The 17,688-nt window shown below is 46.0% G+C and carries 18 protein-coding genes and 1 other annotated feature; of the genes, 17 read left to right on the top strand and 1 reads right to left on the bottom strand.

Translation table 11 applies throughout. The features are described from left to right. Positions 1 to 8 precede the first annotated feature (8 nt). The 15 genes from ACYCS5_RS02380 to ACYCS5_RS02310 all read left to right on the top strand — a co-directional run bounded on the left by ACYCS5_RS02380 (position 9) and on the right by ACYCS5_RS02310 (position 14,986). Positions 9 to 773 carry a cell division protein FtsQ/DivIB gene (locus ACYCS5_RS02380; RefSeq protein WP_069010282.1) on the top strand — a complete coding sequence of 255 codons (765 nt, stop codon included), beginning with the start codon at positions 9 to 11 and terminating at the stop codon, positions 771 to 773. A 199-nt stretch (positions 774 to 972) separates the two neighbouring features. After that, positions 973 to 2,244, top strand: coding sequence for a cell division protein FtsA (gene ftsA / locus ACYCS5_RS02375; RefSeq protein WP_340932653.1), 1,272 nt, complete (start codon positions 973 to 975; stop codon positions 2,242 to 2,244). A gap of 67 nt (positions 2,245 to 2,311) precedes the next feature. Continuing rightward, positions 2,312 to 3,436 carry a cell division protein FtsZ gene (gene ftsZ, locus ACYCS5_RS02370; protein WP_013311084.1) on the top strand — a complete coding sequence of 375 codons (1,125 nt, stop codon included), beginning with the start codon at positions 2,312 to 2,314 and terminating at the stop codon, positions 3,434 to 3,436. 188 nt (positions 3,437 to 3,624) lie between these two features. Further along, the gene (gene spoIIGA, locus ACYCS5_RS02365) at positions 3,625 to 4,611 is read left to right on the top strand and encodes a sigma-E processing peptidase SpoIIGA (RefSeq protein WP_029517748.1); all 987 of its coding nucleotides are present in this window, start codon (positions 3,625 to 3,627) and stop codon (positions 4,609 to 4,611) included. Positions 4,612 to 4,716: 105 nt separating this feature from the next. Continuing rightward, positions 4,717 to 5,457 (top strand): RNA polymerase sporulation sigma factor SigE, encoded by a 741-nt coding sequence (sigE, locus tag ACYCS5_RS02360; protein WP_176715674.1) that lies wholly within the window; start codon positions 4,717 to 4,719, stop codon positions 5,455 to 5,457. A gap of 96 nt (positions 5,458 to 5,553) precedes the next feature. Next, positions 5,554 to 6,336 carry an RNA polymerase sporulation sigma factor SigG gene (gene sigG / locus ACYCS5_RS02355; RefSeq protein ID WP_007431182.1) on the top strand — a complete coding sequence of 261 codons (783 nt, stop codon included), beginning with the start codon at positions 5,554 to 5,556 and terminating at the stop codon, positions 6,334 to 6,336. A 299-nt stretch (positions 6,337 to 6,635) separates the two neighbouring features. Next, positions 6,636 to 6,980 (top strand): YlmC/YmxH family sporulation protein, encoded by a 345-nt coding sequence (locus tag ACYCS5_RS02350; RefSeq protein ID WP_185156367.1) that lies wholly within the window; start codon positions 6,636 to 6,638, stop codon positions 6,978 to 6,980. 81 nt (positions 6,981 to 7,061) lie between these two features. Next, a complete protein-coding gene (gene pgeF / locus ACYCS5_RS02345) occupies positions 7,062 to 7,946 on the top strand; it encodes a peptidoglycan editing factor PgeF (protein ID WP_459760744.1) in 885 nt (294 codons plus the stop codon). A gap of 8 nt (positions 7,947 to 7,954) precedes the next feature. Then, on the top strand, positions 7,955 to 8,656 hold the full coding sequence (locus ACYCS5_RS02340; protein ID WP_459760743.1) for a YggS family pyridoxal phosphate-dependent enzyme: 702 nt from the start codon (positions 7,955 to 7,957) through the stop codon (positions 8,654 to 8,656). After that, the gene (locus ACYCS5_RS02335; protein ID WP_069010286.1) at positions 8,647 to 9,099 is read left to right on the top strand and encodes a cell division protein SepF; all 453 of its coding nucleotides are present in this window, start codon (positions 8,647 to 8,649) and stop codon (positions 9,097 to 9,099) included. The genes ACYCS5_RS02340 and ACYCS5_RS02335 overlap by 10 nt, the downstream gene beginning before the upstream one ends. A gap of 7 nt (positions 9,100 to 9,106) precedes the next feature. Further along, positions 9,107 to 9,364: a YggT family protein gene (locus ACYCS5_RS02330; RefSeq protein ID WP_029517743.1), complete on the top strand. Its 258-nt coding sequence runs from the start codon at positions 9,107 to 9,109 to the stop codon at positions 9,362 to 9,364. An 8-nt stretch (positions 9,365 to 9,372) separates the two neighbouring features. Beyond that, positions 9,373 to 10,155, top strand: coding sequence for a YlmH family RNA-binding protein (locus ACYCS5_RS02325; RefSeq protein WP_459760742.1), 783 nt, complete (start codon positions 9,373 to 9,375; stop codon positions 10,153 to 10,155). A 172-nt stretch (positions 10,156 to 10,327) separates the two neighbouring features. After that, positions 10,328 to 10,837 (top strand): DivIVA domain-containing protein, encoded by a 510-nt coding sequence (locus tag ACYCS5_RS02320; RefSeq protein WP_023989434.1) that lies wholly within the window; start codon positions 10,328 to 10,330, stop codon positions 10,835 to 10,837. Between the two features lie 165 nt (positions 10,838 to 11,002). Further along, positions 11,003 to 11,284: a binding site (T-box leader), on the top strand. Between the two features lie 79 nt (positions 11,285 to 11,363). Further along, the gene (gene ileS / locus ACYCS5_RS02315) at positions 11,364 to 14,453 is read left to right on the top strand and encodes an isoleucine--tRNA ligase (RefSeq protein ID WP_341039634.1); all 3,090 of its coding nucleotides are present in this window, start codon (positions 11,364 to 11,366) and stop codon (positions 14,451 to 14,453) included. A gap of 140 nt (positions 14,454 to 14,593) precedes the next feature. Next, the gene (locus tag ACYCS5_RS02310; RefSeq protein WP_459760741.1) at positions 14,594 to 14,986 is read left to right on the top strand and encodes a DUF5665 domain-containing protein; all 393 of its coding nucleotides are present in this window, start codon (positions 14,594 to 14,596) and stop codon (positions 14,984 to 14,986) included. Positions 14,987 to 15,008: 22 nt separating this feature from the next. On the opposite strand, the gene ACYCS5_RS02305 is transcribed toward ACYCS5_RS02310, so the two are convergent. After that, the gene (locus ACYCS5_RS02305) at positions 15,009 to 15,743 is read right to left on the bottom strand and encodes a TraR/DksA C4-type zinc finger protein (RefSeq protein WP_459760740.1); all 735 of its coding nucleotides are present in this window, start codon (positions 15,741 to 15,743) and stop codon (positions 15,009 to 15,011) included. A 235-nt stretch (positions 15,744 to 15,978) separates the two neighbouring features. On the opposite strand from ACYCS5_RS02305, the gene lspA reads away from it, so the two are divergent. Together lspA and ACYCS5_RS02295 are read left to right on the top strand one after the other, a co-directional pair. Then, entirely contained in the window at positions 15,979 to 16,470 is a 492-nt protein-coding gene (gene lspA, locus ACYCS5_RS02300; RefSeq protein ID WP_023989430.1) for a signal peptidase II, read from the top strand. Between the two features lies 1 nt (position 16,471). After that, a complete protein-coding gene (locus ACYCS5_RS02295; protein ID WP_459760739.1) occupies positions 16,472 to 17,443 on the top strand; it encodes an RluA family pseudouridine synthase in 972 nt (323 codons plus the stop codon). The last annotated feature ends 245 nt before the right edge of the window (positions 17,444 to 17,688 follow it).

The raw sequence follows: 17,688 nt of genomic DNA, 5'->3' as shown, positions 1-17,688 counted from the left end.
GAGAAGCTATGCCAAATGCTCAAATACCTGTTCTTAAAAAGAACAGAACGAAAAAAAGAACAAGCCGGAAGATAGCTATTCTTCTCATTTTGTTGTTTATCGTATTGCTCGCTGTTCTCTTTTTCCGTTCTTCGTTGAGTCGGGTTTCTGAAATTCGTTTTGATGGTAATGTATTTTCGACCCGAGACCAGCTTCTTAACCGAAGCGGTCTGGCTGTTGGAGATCAGTATTTCGGAGTCAGTTCATCTGACATCTCTGAGAAGTTGCGGGAAATTCAATCGATACAGCAAGTCACAGTGGACAAGCAGTTTCCGGGTATTATTGCTATTCACATTAAAGAGTTTGCTACGGTCGCTTACGAGTTGCAGAGTGACGGGAGCCTTCGTGCTATTCTAGCGAATGGGACAAGCGTGGGCGTGGGGAGTAGCGGAATAGCCGTTGAGAAGCCTATTTTGACCAAATGGAAATCCGATGATCCGTACAAAGCGAAGCTGTGTGATGCTTTATCACGCATTCCAGGGGAATGGACTGCCGATATTTCGGAAATCATTCCTGCGCCGATTCCTTCTTTTCCGGACCGCATCAAAATGTACACACGTTCCCAGTTTGAGGTTATAACAACCGTTTCTCTACTGAATTCTAAAATCAGCTATTTGAATCAGGTGCTAGAAACAGAAGATCCAGGTTTGATCACCATGTTGGAGGCGGATTCCTACGTTCCGTTCAAACCAGATACGAGTGAAGAGAGCCAAGAAAAAGATACTACTCAGTGATGTGAAAAAATGCTAGAATTGATTTTATGGGTAATAGACTTGCCTCCTTCTTTTTTCTTCAAATTTTTATGTGACTGCAACCATAAATTGGCTTCTAAAAAATTTGTAGAAAAAAGAGGGAAAGCATGGAGTTTGTTGAATATGTACAGAGTGTGTTTAAAGAACGAAATTCATTTTGGAGTCAGGAGGTGCCACAGACTTGAGCAACAATGACATCATTGTTAGTTTGGACATCGGTACATCCAAAGTTCGGGCTATTATTGGGGAAATGAATAATGGAACCTTTAATATTATTGGAGTTGGATCTGCCGACTCGGAAGGGATTCGCAAAGGTGCAATTGTAGACATTGATCAAACCGTGCAATCAATCCGTAACGCCGTGGATCACGCAGAACGCATGGTTGGTATTCAAATAACAGAAGTGTATGTGGGGATTTCAGGCAATCATATTGGCCTGCAAAATAGTCATGGCGTAGTAGCCGTGTCCAACGAGGACCGTGAAATCGGTGAGGAGGACATTGAGCGTGTACTGAAGGCAGCTGAAGTTATTGCCGTACCACCGGAGAGAGAAATTATTGACGTGGTAGCCAAGCAGTACGTCGTTGATGGCCTTGAAGGCATTCAGGACCCTCGCGGTATGATTGGAGTTCGTCTCGAAGTAGAGGCTACGATTGTTACTGGAGGCAAGACCCCGATACATAATCTGTTGCGCTGCGTTGAGAAAGCTGGCTTGAGGATTAAAGATCTGGTCTTGCTGCCTCTTGGAGCCGGACAATTGTCTCTTTCGAAGGATGAAAAGGTAATGGGTTCAGTTCTGGTGGATATTGGTGCAGGTTCTACGAATGTTGCCATTTTCCAGGAAGGAACGATTGTTGCCACATCAACACTTCCGATTGGTGGAGAGTTTGTAACCAATGATATTGCCTACGGACTGAGAACCCTTACCGATCAAGCCGAAAAAGTAAAGCTTAAATACGGCTGCGCATGGTATGATGATGCGGCAGTCGATGTCGTCTTTAAAGTGACACGTATCGGCAGTAATGTGGATAAGGAGTTTAACCAGCAGGATTTGGCTGCTATTATTGAGCCGAGAGTGCAGGAAATTTTTCAACTCATTCAGGCGGAAGTTAAGCGCTTGGGTTACACAGAGCTTCCGGGAGGTTATATACTTACCGGAGGCACCGTCTCCATGCCTGGTGTACTTCAGGTGGCACAAAGCGAACTGGCCGCTTCCGTAAGGATCGCCGTACCTGATTTTATCGGTGTAAGGGATCCGGGCTACACGAGCGGAGTTGGAATCTTGCATAATGCTATTCGTTACTATCGCGGAAGATCGACTAGCGTTAGCAACAGTGGCGGAAGTGCCAAGAAGCCGACTAACCGAGCCAAAAGCAGTAGTCCCGTTGCGGAAGGCGAGCAAAAGCAGGGGTTGATTGAACGCTTAAAAAATATGTTCAGTGAATTTATATAACGTTCATTGCTAATTATGCCAATCATGGACGGGCCATCCATGCACATTGAGGGGGAGATGGAATAGTATGTTGGAATTTGATTTTGAAATGGAGAGCTTGGCTCAAATTAAAGTGATCGGCGTCGGAGGCGGCGGCAGCAATGCGGTTAACCGAATGATCGAAAATGGTGTTCAGGGTGTGGAGTTCATTACAGTCAATACAGATGCCCAAGCACTTCATTTAGCGAAGTCTGAGCATAAGCTTCAAATTGGCGATAAGCTGACCCGCGGTCTGGGTGCCGGCGCTAACCCAGATGTGGGTAAAAAAGCGGCTGAAGAGTCGCGTGAGCTCATTATGAATACGCTCAAAGGTGCGGATATGGTATTCGTAACGGCGGGAATGGGTGGCGGTACAGGAACCGGAGCGGCTCCTGTCATTGCTGAAATTGCCAAGGAATGCGGCGCGCTGACTGTAGGCGTGGTAACCCGACCGTTCACGTTTGAAGGGCGTAAGCGCTCCAATCAAGCTGAACTTGGTATTGAGGGATTAAAAGAAAAAGTAGACACTTTGATTGTAATCCCGAATGACCGCTTGCTTGAAATTGTGGACAAGAAAACCCCGATGTTGGAAGCATTCCGTGAAGCGGACAATGTTCTGCGTCAGGCGGTACAAGGTATTTCAGATTTGATCGCTGTACCGGGTCTAATCAACCTTGACTTTGCTGACGTTAAGACGATCATGACGGAGCGTGGCTCCGCTTTGATGGGGATTGGCGAAGCAACTGGTGAAAATCGTGCGGCTGAAGCAGCACGCAAGGCGATCATGAGCCCGTTGTTGGAGACATCCATTGAAGGTGCTCGTGGTGTGATTATGAACATCACTGGCGGCAACAACCTGTCTCTGTATGAGGTTAATGAGGCAGCTGAAATTGTAACATCGGCTTCCGATCCGGAAGTAAATATGATTTTTGGTGCTATCATTGACGAAGAGTTGAAAGAAGAGATCAAGGTTACCGTCATTGCCACTGGCTTTGAAGGCAAGCCAAGTCAACCAGCACCGGGACGTAAACCGGCAGCTAACCCGGCTACTTCTGAATCGGCGGAAAAAGGCTCTCCTAACTTGCGTCCATTTGGTAACACTCAAAGCAGTGATCAATTAGACATTCCTACATTTTTACGTAACCGTTCGCGCAATAATAATAACGATAACTAGTTTCAATTCAGACTGCCCGCATTCTCCCTGGAGATGCGGGCTTCTTTCTGTTTTACGTATCCTGCAGTTCAGGTGCTTCTCCTCTTTCCGACAAAATTAGTCGGTCACCGTCCCCACCGTTAGACAGACTTTGAACAGCATGACTACTATACTTAAGCCTATCCTGCAAACGCTGGGCGGGTGAAGCCTTGGTTGTTTATATCGACTTGATTTTTTTGGCCAATTTGTTCATTGATGCTGTGCTGCTGATGGTCACCGCTTGGATGAGAAAAATCCGTCCGGTGTGGTGGAGGTTGATGGCTTCAGCTGGAATCGGCGCAATGTACGTGGTCATGATGTTTGTGCCGGAACTGTCCTTTTTATTTACGTTCCTGATCAAACTGGCATTATCGGTCATAATGCTGCTGGTGGCTTTTGGATTTGGCAGCATGCAAAAGTATCTTCGTACAATGGGTGCCTTTTACATGATCAATTTTGTAGCTGCAGGTGGCATTTTGGGGATGCATTATTTTCTCCAAAATACGGGGGAATTGTTTAATGGCATCTGGTACACCGCTTCAGGAGGAATGTCTTTTGAACTGAAAATTGCATTCTGGTTTATTTTATGCGCATTTGGCGGAGTGATGCTTTTCTTTCGAATTGTGCAGTCCTCAAAGCAGCGCACAGAAAGGATGAGTGGGTTTCTGGGACAAGTGCAGGTGTGGATTGGGCAGGATCATATTGAGTGTACAGGCTTGTTGGATACAGGTAACCAGCTCCATGATCCTTTGACCCGAACCCCGGTGATGGTCATGGAGGCAGCATTGTGGGAGTCGTATTTGCCCGCTTCCTGGCTCCAAAAATGTTCTGAGGGTAATGCTGACCAACTGGTGATGGAACTGGGAGACGAATCGTTTAGCTGGCAGGATCGTGTTCGTCTCGTCCCCTATCGTGGAATTAACCGCAGTCATTCCTTTATGCTTGCCCTTAAACCAGACCGGGTAGAGGTGGTGATGAATGGGGTTCATTTTGTACATCATCGAGTGTTGATTGGCTTGGACGGGGGAACATTGTCGGCAGAGGGGAAGTATCGCGCCATCATCCACCCGGATGTGACGGCACAAGAAGGGGGCAGTGCTGATACCAACCAGAAACGAGATGCACATTTGAGTGAACATTTTACAGAATCAGGATGATGGAGCATAACACAAAATGATGTTTGAAGGCGACAAGAAATATCCAATGGTGAAATGCACGGAGCACAGCAGGAATTGCACTATTTTCAAAAGGGGGAGAATGATATGCGAGAACAGATGAAATTGAAGATGAAAATTAGGCTAGCGTTGCAACTGCAATATTATCGTATTTTATTTTTACTTGGGCTGAAAAGTGAAGAAATTTATTATATTGGCGGCAGCGAGGCGCTCCCCCCACCGCTGACGAGAGACGAAGAAGAATATTTGCTGGGAAAACTTTCTTCTGGAGATGCGGCAGTACGGTCGATGCTAATCGAAAGAAATTTGCGGTTAGTCGTATATATTGCCCGCAAATTTGAGAATACGGGCATCAACATTGAAGATCTCGTATCCATCGGTGCTATTGGACTAATCAAAGCGGTTAACACTTTTGATCCGGAGAAGAAAATCAAACTTGCCACCTATGCGTCCCGATGCATTGAGAATGAGATTTTGATGTATTTGCGTCGCAATAGTAAAACAAGAACGGAAGTTTCTTTTGATGAGCCTCTGAATATTGATTGGGACGGTAACGAGTTGTTGCTTTCCGATGTGATGGGGACGGAAAATGATACCATTTACCGTAATATTGAAGAGCAGGTAGACCGTAAATTATTGCATAAAGCACTGGATAAGTTGACGGATCGAGAGCGTTTGATTATGGAGCTGCGCTTCGGCTTACAAGACGGAGAAGAGAAGACACAGAAGGATGTTGCTGACCTGTTGGGTATCTCGCAATCGTATATTTCGCGTCTGGAAAAACGAATAATAAAGCGCTTACGAAAAGAATTTAATAAAATGGTATAATGCATGGGTATATCCGGAAGCGATGGAAACGGCGAATAAAAAAATGCCCTCAGGAGATAATGTACATTAATGTTGCTCCTTGGGAGGTAAGACACGATGACCCGAAACAAAGTGGAAATTTGCGGTGTGGATACCGCCAAACTGCCGGTATTAACCAATGCAGAAATGCGCGAGTTGTTCACATCACTTCAGCAAAATAATGAACGATCAGCCAGAGAAAAATTGGTCAACGGCAATCTCCGACTCGTCCTGAGTGTGATTCAACGATTTAACAATCGGGGAGAGTTTGTGGACGATTTGTTTCAGGTAGGATGTATCGGCCTAATGAAGGCGATTGATAATTTTGACCTTTCGCAAAACGTAAAGTTCTCCACTTACGCGGTGCCGATGATTATCGGAGAGATCCGCCGTTATTTGCGGGATAACAATCCGATCCGTGTATCCCGTTCGTTACGGGATATTGCATATAAGGCGCTTCAGGTGCGGGACAGTCTGACGAATCTGAACTCGCGGGAACCAACGATTTTTGAAATTTCAGAGGCACTGAATGTGCCTAAAGAAGATGTTGTGTTCGCGTTGGATGCAATTCAGGATCCGGTTTCGCTGTTCGAGCCGATATATCACGACGGGGGCGACCCAATCTATGTGATGGATCAGATCAGTGATGACAGAAATAAAGACGTTTCATGGATTGAGGAAATCGCTCTGCGGGAAGCGATGCATCGCCTGGGCCAGCGTGAAAAGATGATATTGTCTATGCGTTTTTATGAAGGAAAGACGCAAATGGAGGTTGCCGACGAAATCGGTATCTCTCAAGCCCAGGTTTCAAGATTAGAGAAGTCGGCTATACAGCAAATGCAAAAACATGTAAAGTCCTAATGAAATGAATGCTTGAATGATTCAGCGATAAAAACGATCCTATCCGGATCGTCAGAGTGTCGAGAAAGTCCAACGGACTTTCCGGCACTTTATTTTTTATTTGGGGAAACTCAACTTTTAAAACAAAAATCGATTTAAAACGATCTGAGGACCCATTTTTATTTGATCAAAGTGGCCATTTTAAACCTGATTAAAAAACAGGGGGTTTCTCGACAGCCTGACGATCCTATCCGGATCGTTTTTGCGTTTACAGGACATTTTTTGGGCTCTTTCGCTCATATAGTGAATTAAAGGATGTGATGCGTGTGAGTGCACCGGAAACGTCAGTAAGAGCCATGAAAATTTCCGAGTTTCAAACCAAGGATGTCATTAACATTGTAGATGGGCGACGTCTGGGACAAATCAGTGATCTGGAGATTGACGTACGACAAGGGAAAATTGAAGCTATTGTGGTTCCGGGCAGCAGTCGATTCATGGGCTGGTTTGGAGGGGGAAGCGAATTGGTTATTCCGTGGCGCAACATTGTGAAAATTGGTTCGGATGTTGTGCTTGTTCGATTGGAGGGATTGCATGAGCCACCGGATGAAAGGGAGGAAAAGCCGTATATCGAACGTCAGGAGCGGAATGACCGACGGGTCTTTTGAACAAGAGGGACACGTAATTTAGTATGTTGTGAAGACACAGCGGCGGCTTTTTGGTACACTGGGCAGTAGAGGTGAGAATGAATGGAACCATTTGTAGTGAATACCGAGGCTACGGGAGCTATGCCAATGCAAGATGGCGGACGTCCCGTACCGGAGTTGTTATATATTCAATCTTGGGAGCGGCAGGTTCAGGGATTAACAGCGGGTTTTACAGGTCGTCATGGTGGTGTCAGTGAGGTACCCTACGCTAGTCTAAACTGTGCGTTTCATGTAGGGGATGACCCCGAGAAAGTCATTCGTAACCGGCGGCTCATTGCAGAGCAACTTGGTTTCGCTGCTGAAGCGTGGACGTGCGGTGAACAGGTTCATGGTCATCATGTTGCTGTGGTCAAGGCTGCTGACCGCGGGCGGGGCTTTCTGGATCGTGCATCCGCTTTTCAGGACACAGATGGACTATTGACGAATGTACCTGGCATTTTGCTGACGTCTTTTTATGCAGACTGTGTACCCTTATATTTTTGTGATCCAGTGCGCCGTGTGATTGGGCTGGCGCATGCAGGCTGGAAGGGAACCGTTGCGGAAATTGCATTGAAAATGGTACAGACCATGCAAAACGAATATGGATCTCAGCCGTCTGATATACTAGCAGCTATTGGTCCTTCCATTGGTTCTGAATCCTATGAGGTGGATGAGCACGTGATGAACCAAATTCGGGTTTTGGAGCATGATTGCCCGGGTAATGATAAATGGGAAGGTTCTGTTTACTTCCCCTTAGCCGACGGTAAAACACTACTTGACTTGAAACAATGCAATCGACACATTATGATGAAAGCAGGAATATTGCCGAGCCATATCGAATGTACTACCTTATGCACGAGTAGCCGTAGCGATTTGTTTTTTTCATATCGCAAAGAAGGCGGCGTCACAGGAAGAATGGCGAGTTGGATTGGTCTGGAAGAGAGGTGAGTCCTCCCGTGTCTTTGGAGGAACGAATTAAAGAAGTGAATGCCCGTGTAGAAGCGGCATGTGCCCGAAGCGGACGTTCGCGTGATGAAGTAAATGTGATCGCTGTCACGAAATATGTTTCGGCGGCGACAATGACATCGGTATTGGATAGCGACTTAGAGCATGTGGGCGAAAATCGCTGGCAGGATGCTGCGGATAAATGGAGTAAGCTGGGTGACCGGGGAACGTGGCATTTTATTGGTCATCTCCAAACGAATAAGGTTAAAGATGTAATTGGAAAATTTAAATTTATACATTCGCTTGACCGCTTATCACTCGCTCAGGAATTGGATAAGAAGGCAGCTGCTCTGGGACTGCGAGTTAAAGCTTTTGTGCAAGTCAATATTTCTGGGGAAATGTCCAAATATGGCTTGTCCTCTGAGGCGGTTGTCCCCTTTTTGGAACAAATTCGCGAGCTGGAACATGTGGACGTGATTGGCTTGATGACGATGGCTCCTCATGAGGAAGACCCGGAAAAAACTCGGCCTGTGTTTCGGGGATTGCGTGAATTACGGGATAGGTTAAATGGACAAGCCTTGACCAGGGAACCCATCGTTCACTTGTCTATGGGGATGTCCAATGATTTTGTAGTGGCGGTTGAAGAAGGAGCGACCTGGCTGCGGCTTGGTTCCGTACTGGTCGGACGAGAGGAGGATTTCCATTGGGCGTAATGAATAAGTTCATGAACTTTCTGGGGCTTCAGGAAGAAGAGGAAGTTATAGAGCGAGAGGTTATGAATACGCAGGAAGATCAAGAAATTGAAACCCCAAGCTTTGATAAACGTAAGAACCAGAAGGGCACTAATGTTGTCAGCATCCATTCACAGAAAAATGTGAAAGTTGTCCTGTATGAGCCGCGTTCTTATGATGAAGCACAGGAAATTGCCGACCATATCCGTTCCCATCGCACCGTCGTAGTCAATTTGCAACGAATTCGCAAGGATCAGGCGCTACGCATTATTGATTTTTTGAGTGGTACTGTGTATGCACTGGGTGGTGGTATTTCCAAGGTCGGGAACAATATTTTTCTGTGTACACCAGATACGGTTGAGATTCAAGGCTCTATTACGGAAATACTGGCTGACACTGAACAAGAACTTAACAGAATGAGGTGAACTTTTCTTGATCGAGGTAATTTACTGGCTATTTCAGATTTATTCGTACATGATCATTGCATATGTTCTGCTGTCATGGCTTCCTAATGCTAGAGAGAGTGTGATTGGTGATTTACTTGCCAAGTTTGTGGAGCCGTATTTGTCTCCTTTTCGCAGGTTTATACCGCCAATCTTCGGGATGATTGATATTTCTCCCATCGTTGCGCTGATTGCTCTGCGTTTTGCGTCGTACGGTTTGATTTCTTTAATTGGTAAGCTCGTCTAGGAGGAGTTATGCGAACTGAGATTTATGAGCATTTTCACCCGGATGAACGGGATTATGTGGATCGTGCTTCCGAATGGATCAGTCATGCGGGGGCTTATCATGAGCAGAAGCTGACTGATTTCTTGGACCCGCGCCAACAGTACATATTGGAGACACTTGCTTCGAAGGAAGACAAGGTCACGATTAGGGTAGATGGCGGATACATGGCTTCGGAACGAAAGCGGGCGCTGATTGCGCCCGATTATTCGTATTTGGACGGTGAGGAGATGGGGATTCAGGTCCTTTCCATCACATCTGACGATCTTAAAATAGGTACCCTTGAGCACGGTGATTATCTAGGTGCCCTACTGGGACTTGGAATCAAACGTGGGAAAATTGGAGATATTCATGTACTGGATGATGGGTGTCATGTATTGGTAGCTTCAGAGATCGGTAATTTTATGACGATGCATTTGCAGCAGGTACACCGTGTTCATGTATGGACAGAACTATTGCCTGTAGCTAGTCTGCGAACGAAGGAAGTTGCATTAGAGACGCTAGACCTGACGGTCGCTTCTTTGCGTCTGGACGGTATTGCTAGCGATGTGTACAAGCTAAGCCGCAGTAAAATATTAACACCGATTCGGGCGGGACGGTGCAGGGTAAATTGGAAGGTGGAGGAGAATCCATCCACTCCACTTAAAGCTGGAGACGTTATTTCCATGCAGGGTTTTGGGCGTTTCAAAGTGCTTGAAACAGGCGGGATGACAAAAAAGGGAAGATTCCGTGTCAAAATTGGTAAGTTTGTATAGCTGTAGGCAGGAATCACGAGCTTTCTGTCGAAAGAATTAAGCTATAGCGAAGAACTGGAACGATTTTGCTCTGTACAGTATTCACAAAACGGGGTATGATGACCGATAGATGATAGTGAGCGTCGTGACGCGGAAAATGTATTTTTTGTCAATCTTATAGGAGGTGGACGGCATGCCATTAACGCCATTGGATATACATAACAAGGAATTTGCCCGCCGGCTTCGCGGTTATGATGAGGATCAGGTTAATGAATTTTTGGATCAGGTGATCAAAGATTACGAGGGCGTTATTCGTGAAAATAAAGAACTGAGCACCGAGTTGTTGAACGTACAGGAGAAGCTCGATCATTTCGCGACCATTGAGGATACGCTGAGTAAGACGATTATCGTAGCGCAGGAAGCCGCAGATGAAGTTCGTAACAACGCCAAGAAAGAATCCCAACTGATCGTGAAGGAAGCGGAAAAAAATGCGGACCGTATTGTGAACGAAGCATTGTCCAAATCCCGCAAGATCGCGTTGGAGGTTGAAGAGCTGAAGAAGCAGGCATCGATTTACCGAGCACGGTTTCGTACACTGGTGGAAGCACAGCTTGACTTGTTAAGCCAAGACGGCTGGGAAGCTCTTGAAAACCGGGAACGCGAAGTACTGGAGCGCGAGCGTGAGATGAAAGAAATTTATTAATTTCATTTCTGACAAGCTTTTATTAGGCGTTGTTAGGGTTGACTTTTCACTTTAAACAGGCTATAACTGTAAATACTATACTGAATTCAATGATTATCCGTCCGTCGGCTGATGGTTGTTATTCAAGGTAACGATGTTGCTGTAATATTCGATGAATTTAACATGTTTAATTCGTTGATGGGAACGAGTACGTCATGATTTGTCCCTCAGAGAGTTGGCCTTCCGGTGCAAGCCAACGTTCAGAACATGACCGAAGATCCTCCCGGAGAAGTGAGCTGAAGCGCTTAAGATGTATGGCGTGTGTAAGCAATCACCGTTTGCCATGCGTTATAATGGCGCCCTGCTGTAGTTGAGTGGGGCTCAGAGAGCCGTGATGAGACTGTATTTTTAGAATGGTCTATTTTTACGGAATCAGGGTGGTAACGCGAGCACAGTCTCGTCCCTTTACAGGGATGGGGCTTTTTTTGTTGCTTTTTTTAGGAAATGCTAGGGAAATCAATGATGAGCAGAGAGGGAGTATGACAGTATGAACAGAGTGGATGTTAAAGAAAAAGCACGGTCCCGTGACCTGCGCATCCTGAGCAAATGGAAGCAGGAGGACACATTCCGTAAATCCATTACAAATCGTGAAGGAAAGCCAAATTTTGTGTTCTATGAGGGCCCACCAACAGCTAACGGTAAACCGCATATCGGTCACGTGCTGGGCCGTGTAATTAAGGATTTTGTGGGCCGATATCAGACAATGAAGGGATACCGCGTCGTACGTAAGGCAGGCTGGGACACGCATGGCTTGCCGGTAGAATTAGGTGTACAGAAGCAACTGGGGATCTCCCATAAACCTGAAATTGAAGAATACGGCGTTGAAAAGTTTATAAAAAAATGTAAGGCGAGCGTGTTTGAATACGAGCAACAATGGCGTGATCTAACCGAAGCGATCGGATACTGGACAGACCTCGATAACCCGTACATTACATTGGATAATAACTATATCGAGAGCGTATGGAACATTTTGGCGACCATTCATGAAAAAGATCTGCTGTATCGTGGTCATCGTGTGAGTCCGTATTGTCCGGATTGTCAGACAACGCTAAGTTCTCATGAAGTAGCGCAGGGCTACAAAGATGTAAAGGATCTGAGTGCCACGGCCAAGTTCAAGTTGCATAGTAGTGGTGAATATGTACTGGCTTGGACGACAACACCTTGGACCTTGCCGAGTCACGTGGCGCTCGCCGTCAACCCTGAACTGGAATATGCACGTGTGAAGCAGGAAGACGGTGTATACATCGTTGCTAAAAATCTGGTTGAAGACGTCATTAAAGGCGAGCATGAAGTGATTGGCACGCTATCTGGTTCAGAACTGGTTGGCCAAACCTATACCCCGCCATTTACGTATTTTCAGGTTGAGAAGGGTAATCAGATTCTGGGTGCGAAGTTCGTAACAGATTCCAGCGGTACAGGTATCGTTCATATGGCTCCAGCGCATGGTGAAGATGATTACCGGGTATGTCGTGAAAATGGTGTTGAGTTCATCAACGTGGTGGATCTTCAAGGTAACTATGTAGAGGAAATCACTGATTTTGCAGGTCGTTTTGTGAAAGACTGTGATGTAGATATTGTAAAAATGCTGTCCGAAAAAGGCCTGCTGTACAGCAAGGAAAAATACGAGCATAGCTATCCGTTCTGCTGGCGTTGCGATACTCCATTATTGTACTATGCTATGGACAGTTGGTTTATCAAAACAACTGCGATCAAGGATCAACTGATTGCCAACAACAGCGAAGTCGAATGGTATCCGGGTCATGTACGTGAAGGACGTTTTGGCAAGTTTTTGGAGGAACTGGTGGATTGGAACATCAGTCGTGATCGCTACTGGGGTACACCGCTAAACATCTGGGTTTGTGAGGAAACTGGAGAACAGTTTGCTCCGCATAGTATTGCTGAATTGAGGGAACGTGCGATTGGCGACGTACCAGCGGACATCGAGCTGCACAAACCATATGTAGATGATATTAAGGTTCGTAGCCAATGCGGTAAATACGAAATGACTCGTACACCGGAAGTGATCGACGTATGGTTTGATAGCGGCTCCATGCCGTTTGCACAGCATCATTATCCTTTTGAAAATAATGAAACGTTCGAGCAACAATTTCCGGCAGATATGATCTGTGAAGGGATTGACCAGACTCGTGGCTGGTTCTATAGCTTGCTTGCGGTTTCGACTATGCTGACTGGCAAAGCTCCTTATAAAGCTGTCATGGCGACAGGCCATGTACTGGATGAGCAAGGGCAGAAAATGTCCAAATCAAAGGGTAATGTTATTGATCCGTGGGAAGTGATTGACGAGTATGGTACAGATGCTTTCCGCTGGGCATTGTTGTCCGATAGTGCACCATGGAATAGCAAACGTTTTTCCAAAGGAATCGTAGGTGAGGCTAAATCGAAGCTGGTAGATACGCTTGTGAATACACATGCTTTTCTGACCTTATATGCGGATATCGACGGATTTGATCCGGCACAGCACCCGTTCAAACCATCGGCTCATAAGTTGGATCGCTGGATTTTGTCCCGTCTGAACAGCCTGATTTTGGTAGTGGACAAAGCGCTGGCTGTAAATGACTTCCTGAACTCATCCAAAGCAATTGAGTCGTTTGTGGATGAGCTGAGCAACTGGTATATCCGTCGTTCACGCGACCGATTCTGGGGCAATGGTCTTACAGAAGATAAGCTGGATGCATACCGTACACTGACTGAAGTGCTGTTAACGACTGCCAAACTGCTTGCGCCGTTTACACCACTGCTTGCCGAGGATATTTACCTCAACCTGAGTAACGGGGAAAGTGTTCATCTGGATGATTATCCGACTGCCAATGAATCCTTGATCGATCTGGAATTGGAACGAGATATGGAAACGGCACGTCGTGTCGTTGAATTGGCGCGTAACGTCCGCAACGAAACGGGTTTGAAAACGCGTCAACCGTTGTCCGAGTTGATTCTATCCATGGATCAAGATTTTGAACTGAGTGGCTATGAGGAGATCATCAAAGATGAGATTAACGTGAAGCATATTCATGTTGAGACGGACGATAGCGGCTTTGTAGATTTTACACTGAAACTGAATTTGAAAGTAGCAGGCAAGAAATACGGCAAAAATGTCGTTTTCCTACAAAACTTTTTTAAAGGAATGTCTGCTGAGGATACCCGCACTGTTGTAGAACAGGGAATGTTAAATGTCGCTTCTCCAGAAGGTGAAGAGCTGCAAGTTACAGCTGAAGAATTGCTGGTAGAGAAAAAAGCGAAAGAAGGCTTCGCTTCTGCTTCCGGTTATGGCTTAACGGTAGCGTTGAACACGGACATTACACCGGAGTTGGAGCAAGAGGGCTGGGTACGTGAAGTGGTTCGTGCGGTACAGGATTACCGTAAAAAACTGGATCTGCCGATTGAAAAGTATGTGGCATTGACGTTGGATGTAGATAACGAGCTGCGCCAGGCCATCGCAAGCTTCGACACTGTATTGCGTGAGAACGTATTGGTTACGACTGTGACATTTGGTCAAGCCGAACCGGCAGAACATGTGGAAGTGAACGGTAAAACCATCGGCGTTCATATTGGGGAATAATTACAAGCCCCTTGTCCCATAATACAATAACAGGCAGCATATAAAAACGAGCCTAAGCATCGGAAACGGGTTTTCTCCGTTACGTGCTTCGGCTCGTTTGCTGCGTTCAGGGCAGCCATGGGAAAAGGGGGATTGTGCATATGACGGCACGATCAAGGCGTAGACAGGGAAGGAGTCTCCGAGGAGGGAACGGAGAAGGGGCTGCCATAGCCGCAGATAAAAGCAAAACAGATAATCAGGCAGAGCAATTAAGTCGTGTTGAAAAGCTGATACGTGCTGTGTCAGAGCAGATGGAACGGACACGTATTGCAGATTACGCTTTGCTGCTAAATAAACCTTGGCGATTACTCTGGCTAAATCTAATATCCGGTGTTTCCCGGGGAATCGGCATCGCGCTAGGTTTTACTTTTTTTGCCGCTACCATTATTTATGTGCTGCAAGTGCTCGGTGCGCTAAATTTACCGATTATCGGTGATTATATCGCTGATATTGTACGGATCGTACAACGACAGCTGGAGCTTACTACCTATTAGGCAACGATCTCCACTTTGAAGTTCACGATTCGTCTTCGTGCGTATCCGGCTCCAGTAGACCTTCGCCCTCGCCATCTTCGATATAACGCTGATAAATGGAACTGCGAATAACGGATACATTTTGTCCATAAATGTCAGTAGCAACAAAGCTTTCGTATGGTTCTACGAAGCCCATATTATCGTCGCCTGCTTCAATTTCCATATCATCATAACTGTGGATTTCTCCACTTTCGGCCATGGCTGGGGTGTTAGAGGTACCCCAATTTTCGACGATCTGCCAGGCATCTTCACCGTCGAAGCCGTTTTGATCATCATGCTCATCCAGACTCGTTCTGCCGAACGAGGGAGCGAGAAATTCTTCCTCCACTGGGCGGCGGTTAGACACTTCTGTTTCGGGACTGTACTCTTTGCAGTAAATGGTATAGGGAACAGCCAGTAGCCGTTCATAGGGAATAGGTTTACCGCTGGCGGCGCAAATGCCATAGGTCCCCTTGTCCATTGCCATCAAGGCTGATTTGATACGTTCCAATTGAAACTCATCATGCTCCAATAAGGAAATATCTTTGGCTCGCTCGTAGGTTTCGGTAGCCAGATCGCCTGGATGATTATCAATGGGAGAAAGCTCACCGGTTTGATCGCGCTGTGAATCACCGAGTCCGTAATGGTCGTTGTTTTGCAAGCGATGCTCAATTTCCTTTTTGCGTTCCAGCAGTTCGTTACGCAGACCCTGCAATTGTTGCTCCGTCAATGGGGACATGGAATCCTCTCCTTGTTCTAGGTTTCATGCGCATGCGTTGTGTCGAGTATGCTCCTTGTAGTTTGCACCGGGAAGACCTCTTTTACATAGGAAATTCTAATCAAATGCGAAGGAGTTCATTTTATGGATGGTCTGTGCTTGATAGCTTGCGGGTTTCGTGGACGATCTGAGAACGCTTATGCTACAATAAATGGGTTCAACAACGGATATAAGCGGATCGGAGTGACGAAGGACTGTGATTTATTTTGGTATTGCGCTAATAATTTTTTTGATTGATCAGGGAGTCAAATATTTGGTGGCTACACGAATGGAATTGTACGAACAAATACCAGTCATCGGCAATTTCTTTTTAATCACCTCCCATCGTAATCGTGGAGCCGCTTTTGGGATTTTGGAAGGTCAACGTTGGCTTTTTATCGTGATTACAATTGTAGTGGTGATCGGTATCGTCTGGTATCTGCGAAAAACAGTTAAGGCTGGACAAAAGCTACTTCCTGTTGCGCTAAGTTTAGTGCTGGGGGGAGCAGTTGGTAACTTTCTGGATCGGGCTATTTCAGGGGAAGTGGTTGATTTTGCGCAATTTAATTTTGGAAGCTATACGTTCCCCATTTTTAATGTGGCAGATTCGGCAATTGTCATCGGTGTAGCACTGATTATTTTGGACACACTGCTGGAATCGCGTCGGGAAAAGGGAAATGGCAATGATAGCATTGAAGGGAAGTCATAGCATGAGCGAAGTGAATGAAAACGGCGAAGCCGCAGGTCTGTCTTATGAGGACGAACTGGAGGGTGAATCTCTGGAATGGACGGCCGATTCCAGCGATGCCAAAACGCGTATAGACAAATATATCGCCGAAGAAATGAAGGAAGTGTCTCGTTCTCAGATACAGCTGTGGATCGGAAATGGTCGCGTGCTGGTGAACGGTACGACGATTAAGGCGAACTACAAGCTGGCTGAAGGAGACCGGATTGTATTATCAGTACCGGAAGCAGAAAGTGTAGATATTGTTCCAGAGAATATTCCGTTGGATGTCGTTTACGAGGACTCGGACGTTATTGTTATTAACAAGCAACGTGGTCTGGTCGTGCATCCTGCACCGGGACACTCTTCGGGAACATTAGTTAACGCACTGATGTACCACTGTCACGATCTTTCGGGCATTAACGGGGAATTACGTCCTGGTATTGTTCACCGTATTGATAAGGATACATCAGGACTGCTGATGGCGGCTAAAAATGATCAGGCTCACGCATCACTTGCAGCACAGCTTAAGGATCATAGTGTGACTCGGAAATATATAGCCTTAGTTCACGGTCATTTGAGCCACGATCAGGGAACGGTAGATGCTCCGATTGGTCGTGATTCGGGTGATCGCAAATTGTTTACAGTGACGGAACGTAACAGCAAGCATGCCGTCACCCATTTTCTCGTCATTGAACGATTGGGGGATTATACCCTCCTTGAACTTCAATTGGAAACAGGACGAACACATCAAATTCGTGTTCACATGAAATTTATTGGACACCCATTGGTTGGTGACCCTATGTATGGGCGCAGCAAAGGGGTTCGTATGGATGGTCAGGCGCTGCATGCGGCGGTACTGGGCTTTAAGCACCCATCCACTGGAGAATACATGGAATTTAGCAGACCGATTCCTCCTGATATGGAGGATGTGTTAGCATCCTTGCGTAGTCGTTAAAACAATGGTGATTTGCATTCCTATTCACAAACCTGAATAAATTATTAAGTTAAACCGCCTAAATGGCGGTTTTTTTATTGTGAGACAAGGTATGGGTAAAAACAACTATGGATAATTATACAATAACCTTGTATAATTATTAAAGTGCTTCCGGTGGTTCCGGTTGAACGGGTGTTGACACACGATTTTCAATCTGTCATACTTCTTGTAGTTGCGATGAACTTTGTCCAAGAGATGGCTAACCA

The organism is Paenibacillus sp. SEL3, from assembly GCF_054602585.1.
Note: the sequence above shows the minus strand (reverse complement) of the source record. Positions and strands in the feature narration are given on the sequence as shown.

What these genes read in the sequence shown, in the direction of transcription:
- ACYCS5_RS02305 (WP_459760740.1), bottom strand. Translation starts at nt 15,743, where the DNA reads ATGTCCCCATTGACGGAGCAACAATTGCAGGGTCTGCGTAACGAACTG.
- ACYCS5_RS02295 (WP_459760739.1), top strand. Translation starts at nt 16,472, where the DNA reads ATGAGCGAAGTGAATGAAAACGGCGAAGCCGCAGGTCTGTCTTATGAG.
- ACYCS5_RS02350 (WP_185156367.1), top strand. Translation starts at nt 6,636, where the DNA reads ATGCGTGTGAGTGCACCGGAAACGTCAGTAAGAGCCATGAAAATTTCC.
- ACYCS5_RS02380 (WP_069010282.1), top strand. Translation starts at nt 9, where the DNA reads ATGCCAAATGCTCAAATACCTGTTCTTAAAAAGAACAGAACGAAAAAA.
- sigE (WP_176715674.1), top strand. Translation starts at nt 4,717, where the DNA reads ATGCGAGAACAGATGAAATTGAAGATGAAAATTAGGCTAGCGTTGCAA.
- ftsZ (WP_013311084.1), top strand. Translation starts at nt 2,312, where the DNA reads ATGTTGGAATTTGATTTTGAAATGGAGAGCTTGGCTCAAATTAAAGTG.
- pgeF (WP_459760744.1), top strand. Translation starts at nt 7,062, where the DNA reads ATGGAACCATTTGTAGTGAATACCGAGGCTACGGGAGCTATGCCAATG.
- ileS (WP_341039634.1), top strand. Translation starts at nt 11,364, where the DNA reads ATGAACAGAGTGGATGTTAAAGAAAAAGCACGGTCCCGTGACCTGCGC.
- ACYCS5_RS02320 (WP_023989434.1), top strand. Translation starts at nt 10,328, where the DNA reads ATGCCATTAACGCCATTGGATATACATAACAAGGAATTTGCCCGCCGG.
- sigG (WP_007431182.1), top strand. Translation starts at nt 5,554, where the DNA reads ATGACCCGAAACAAAGTGGAAATTTGCGGTGTGGATACCGCCAAACTG.
- ACYCS5_RS02310 (WP_459760741.1), top strand. Translation starts at nt 14,594, where the DNA reads ATGACGGCACGATCAAGGCGTAGACAGGGAAGGAGTCTCCGAGGAGGG.
- ACYCS5_RS02325 (WP_459760742.1), top strand. Translation starts at nt 9,373, where the DNA reads ATGCGAACTGAGATTTATGAGCATTTTCACCCGGATGAACGGGATTAT.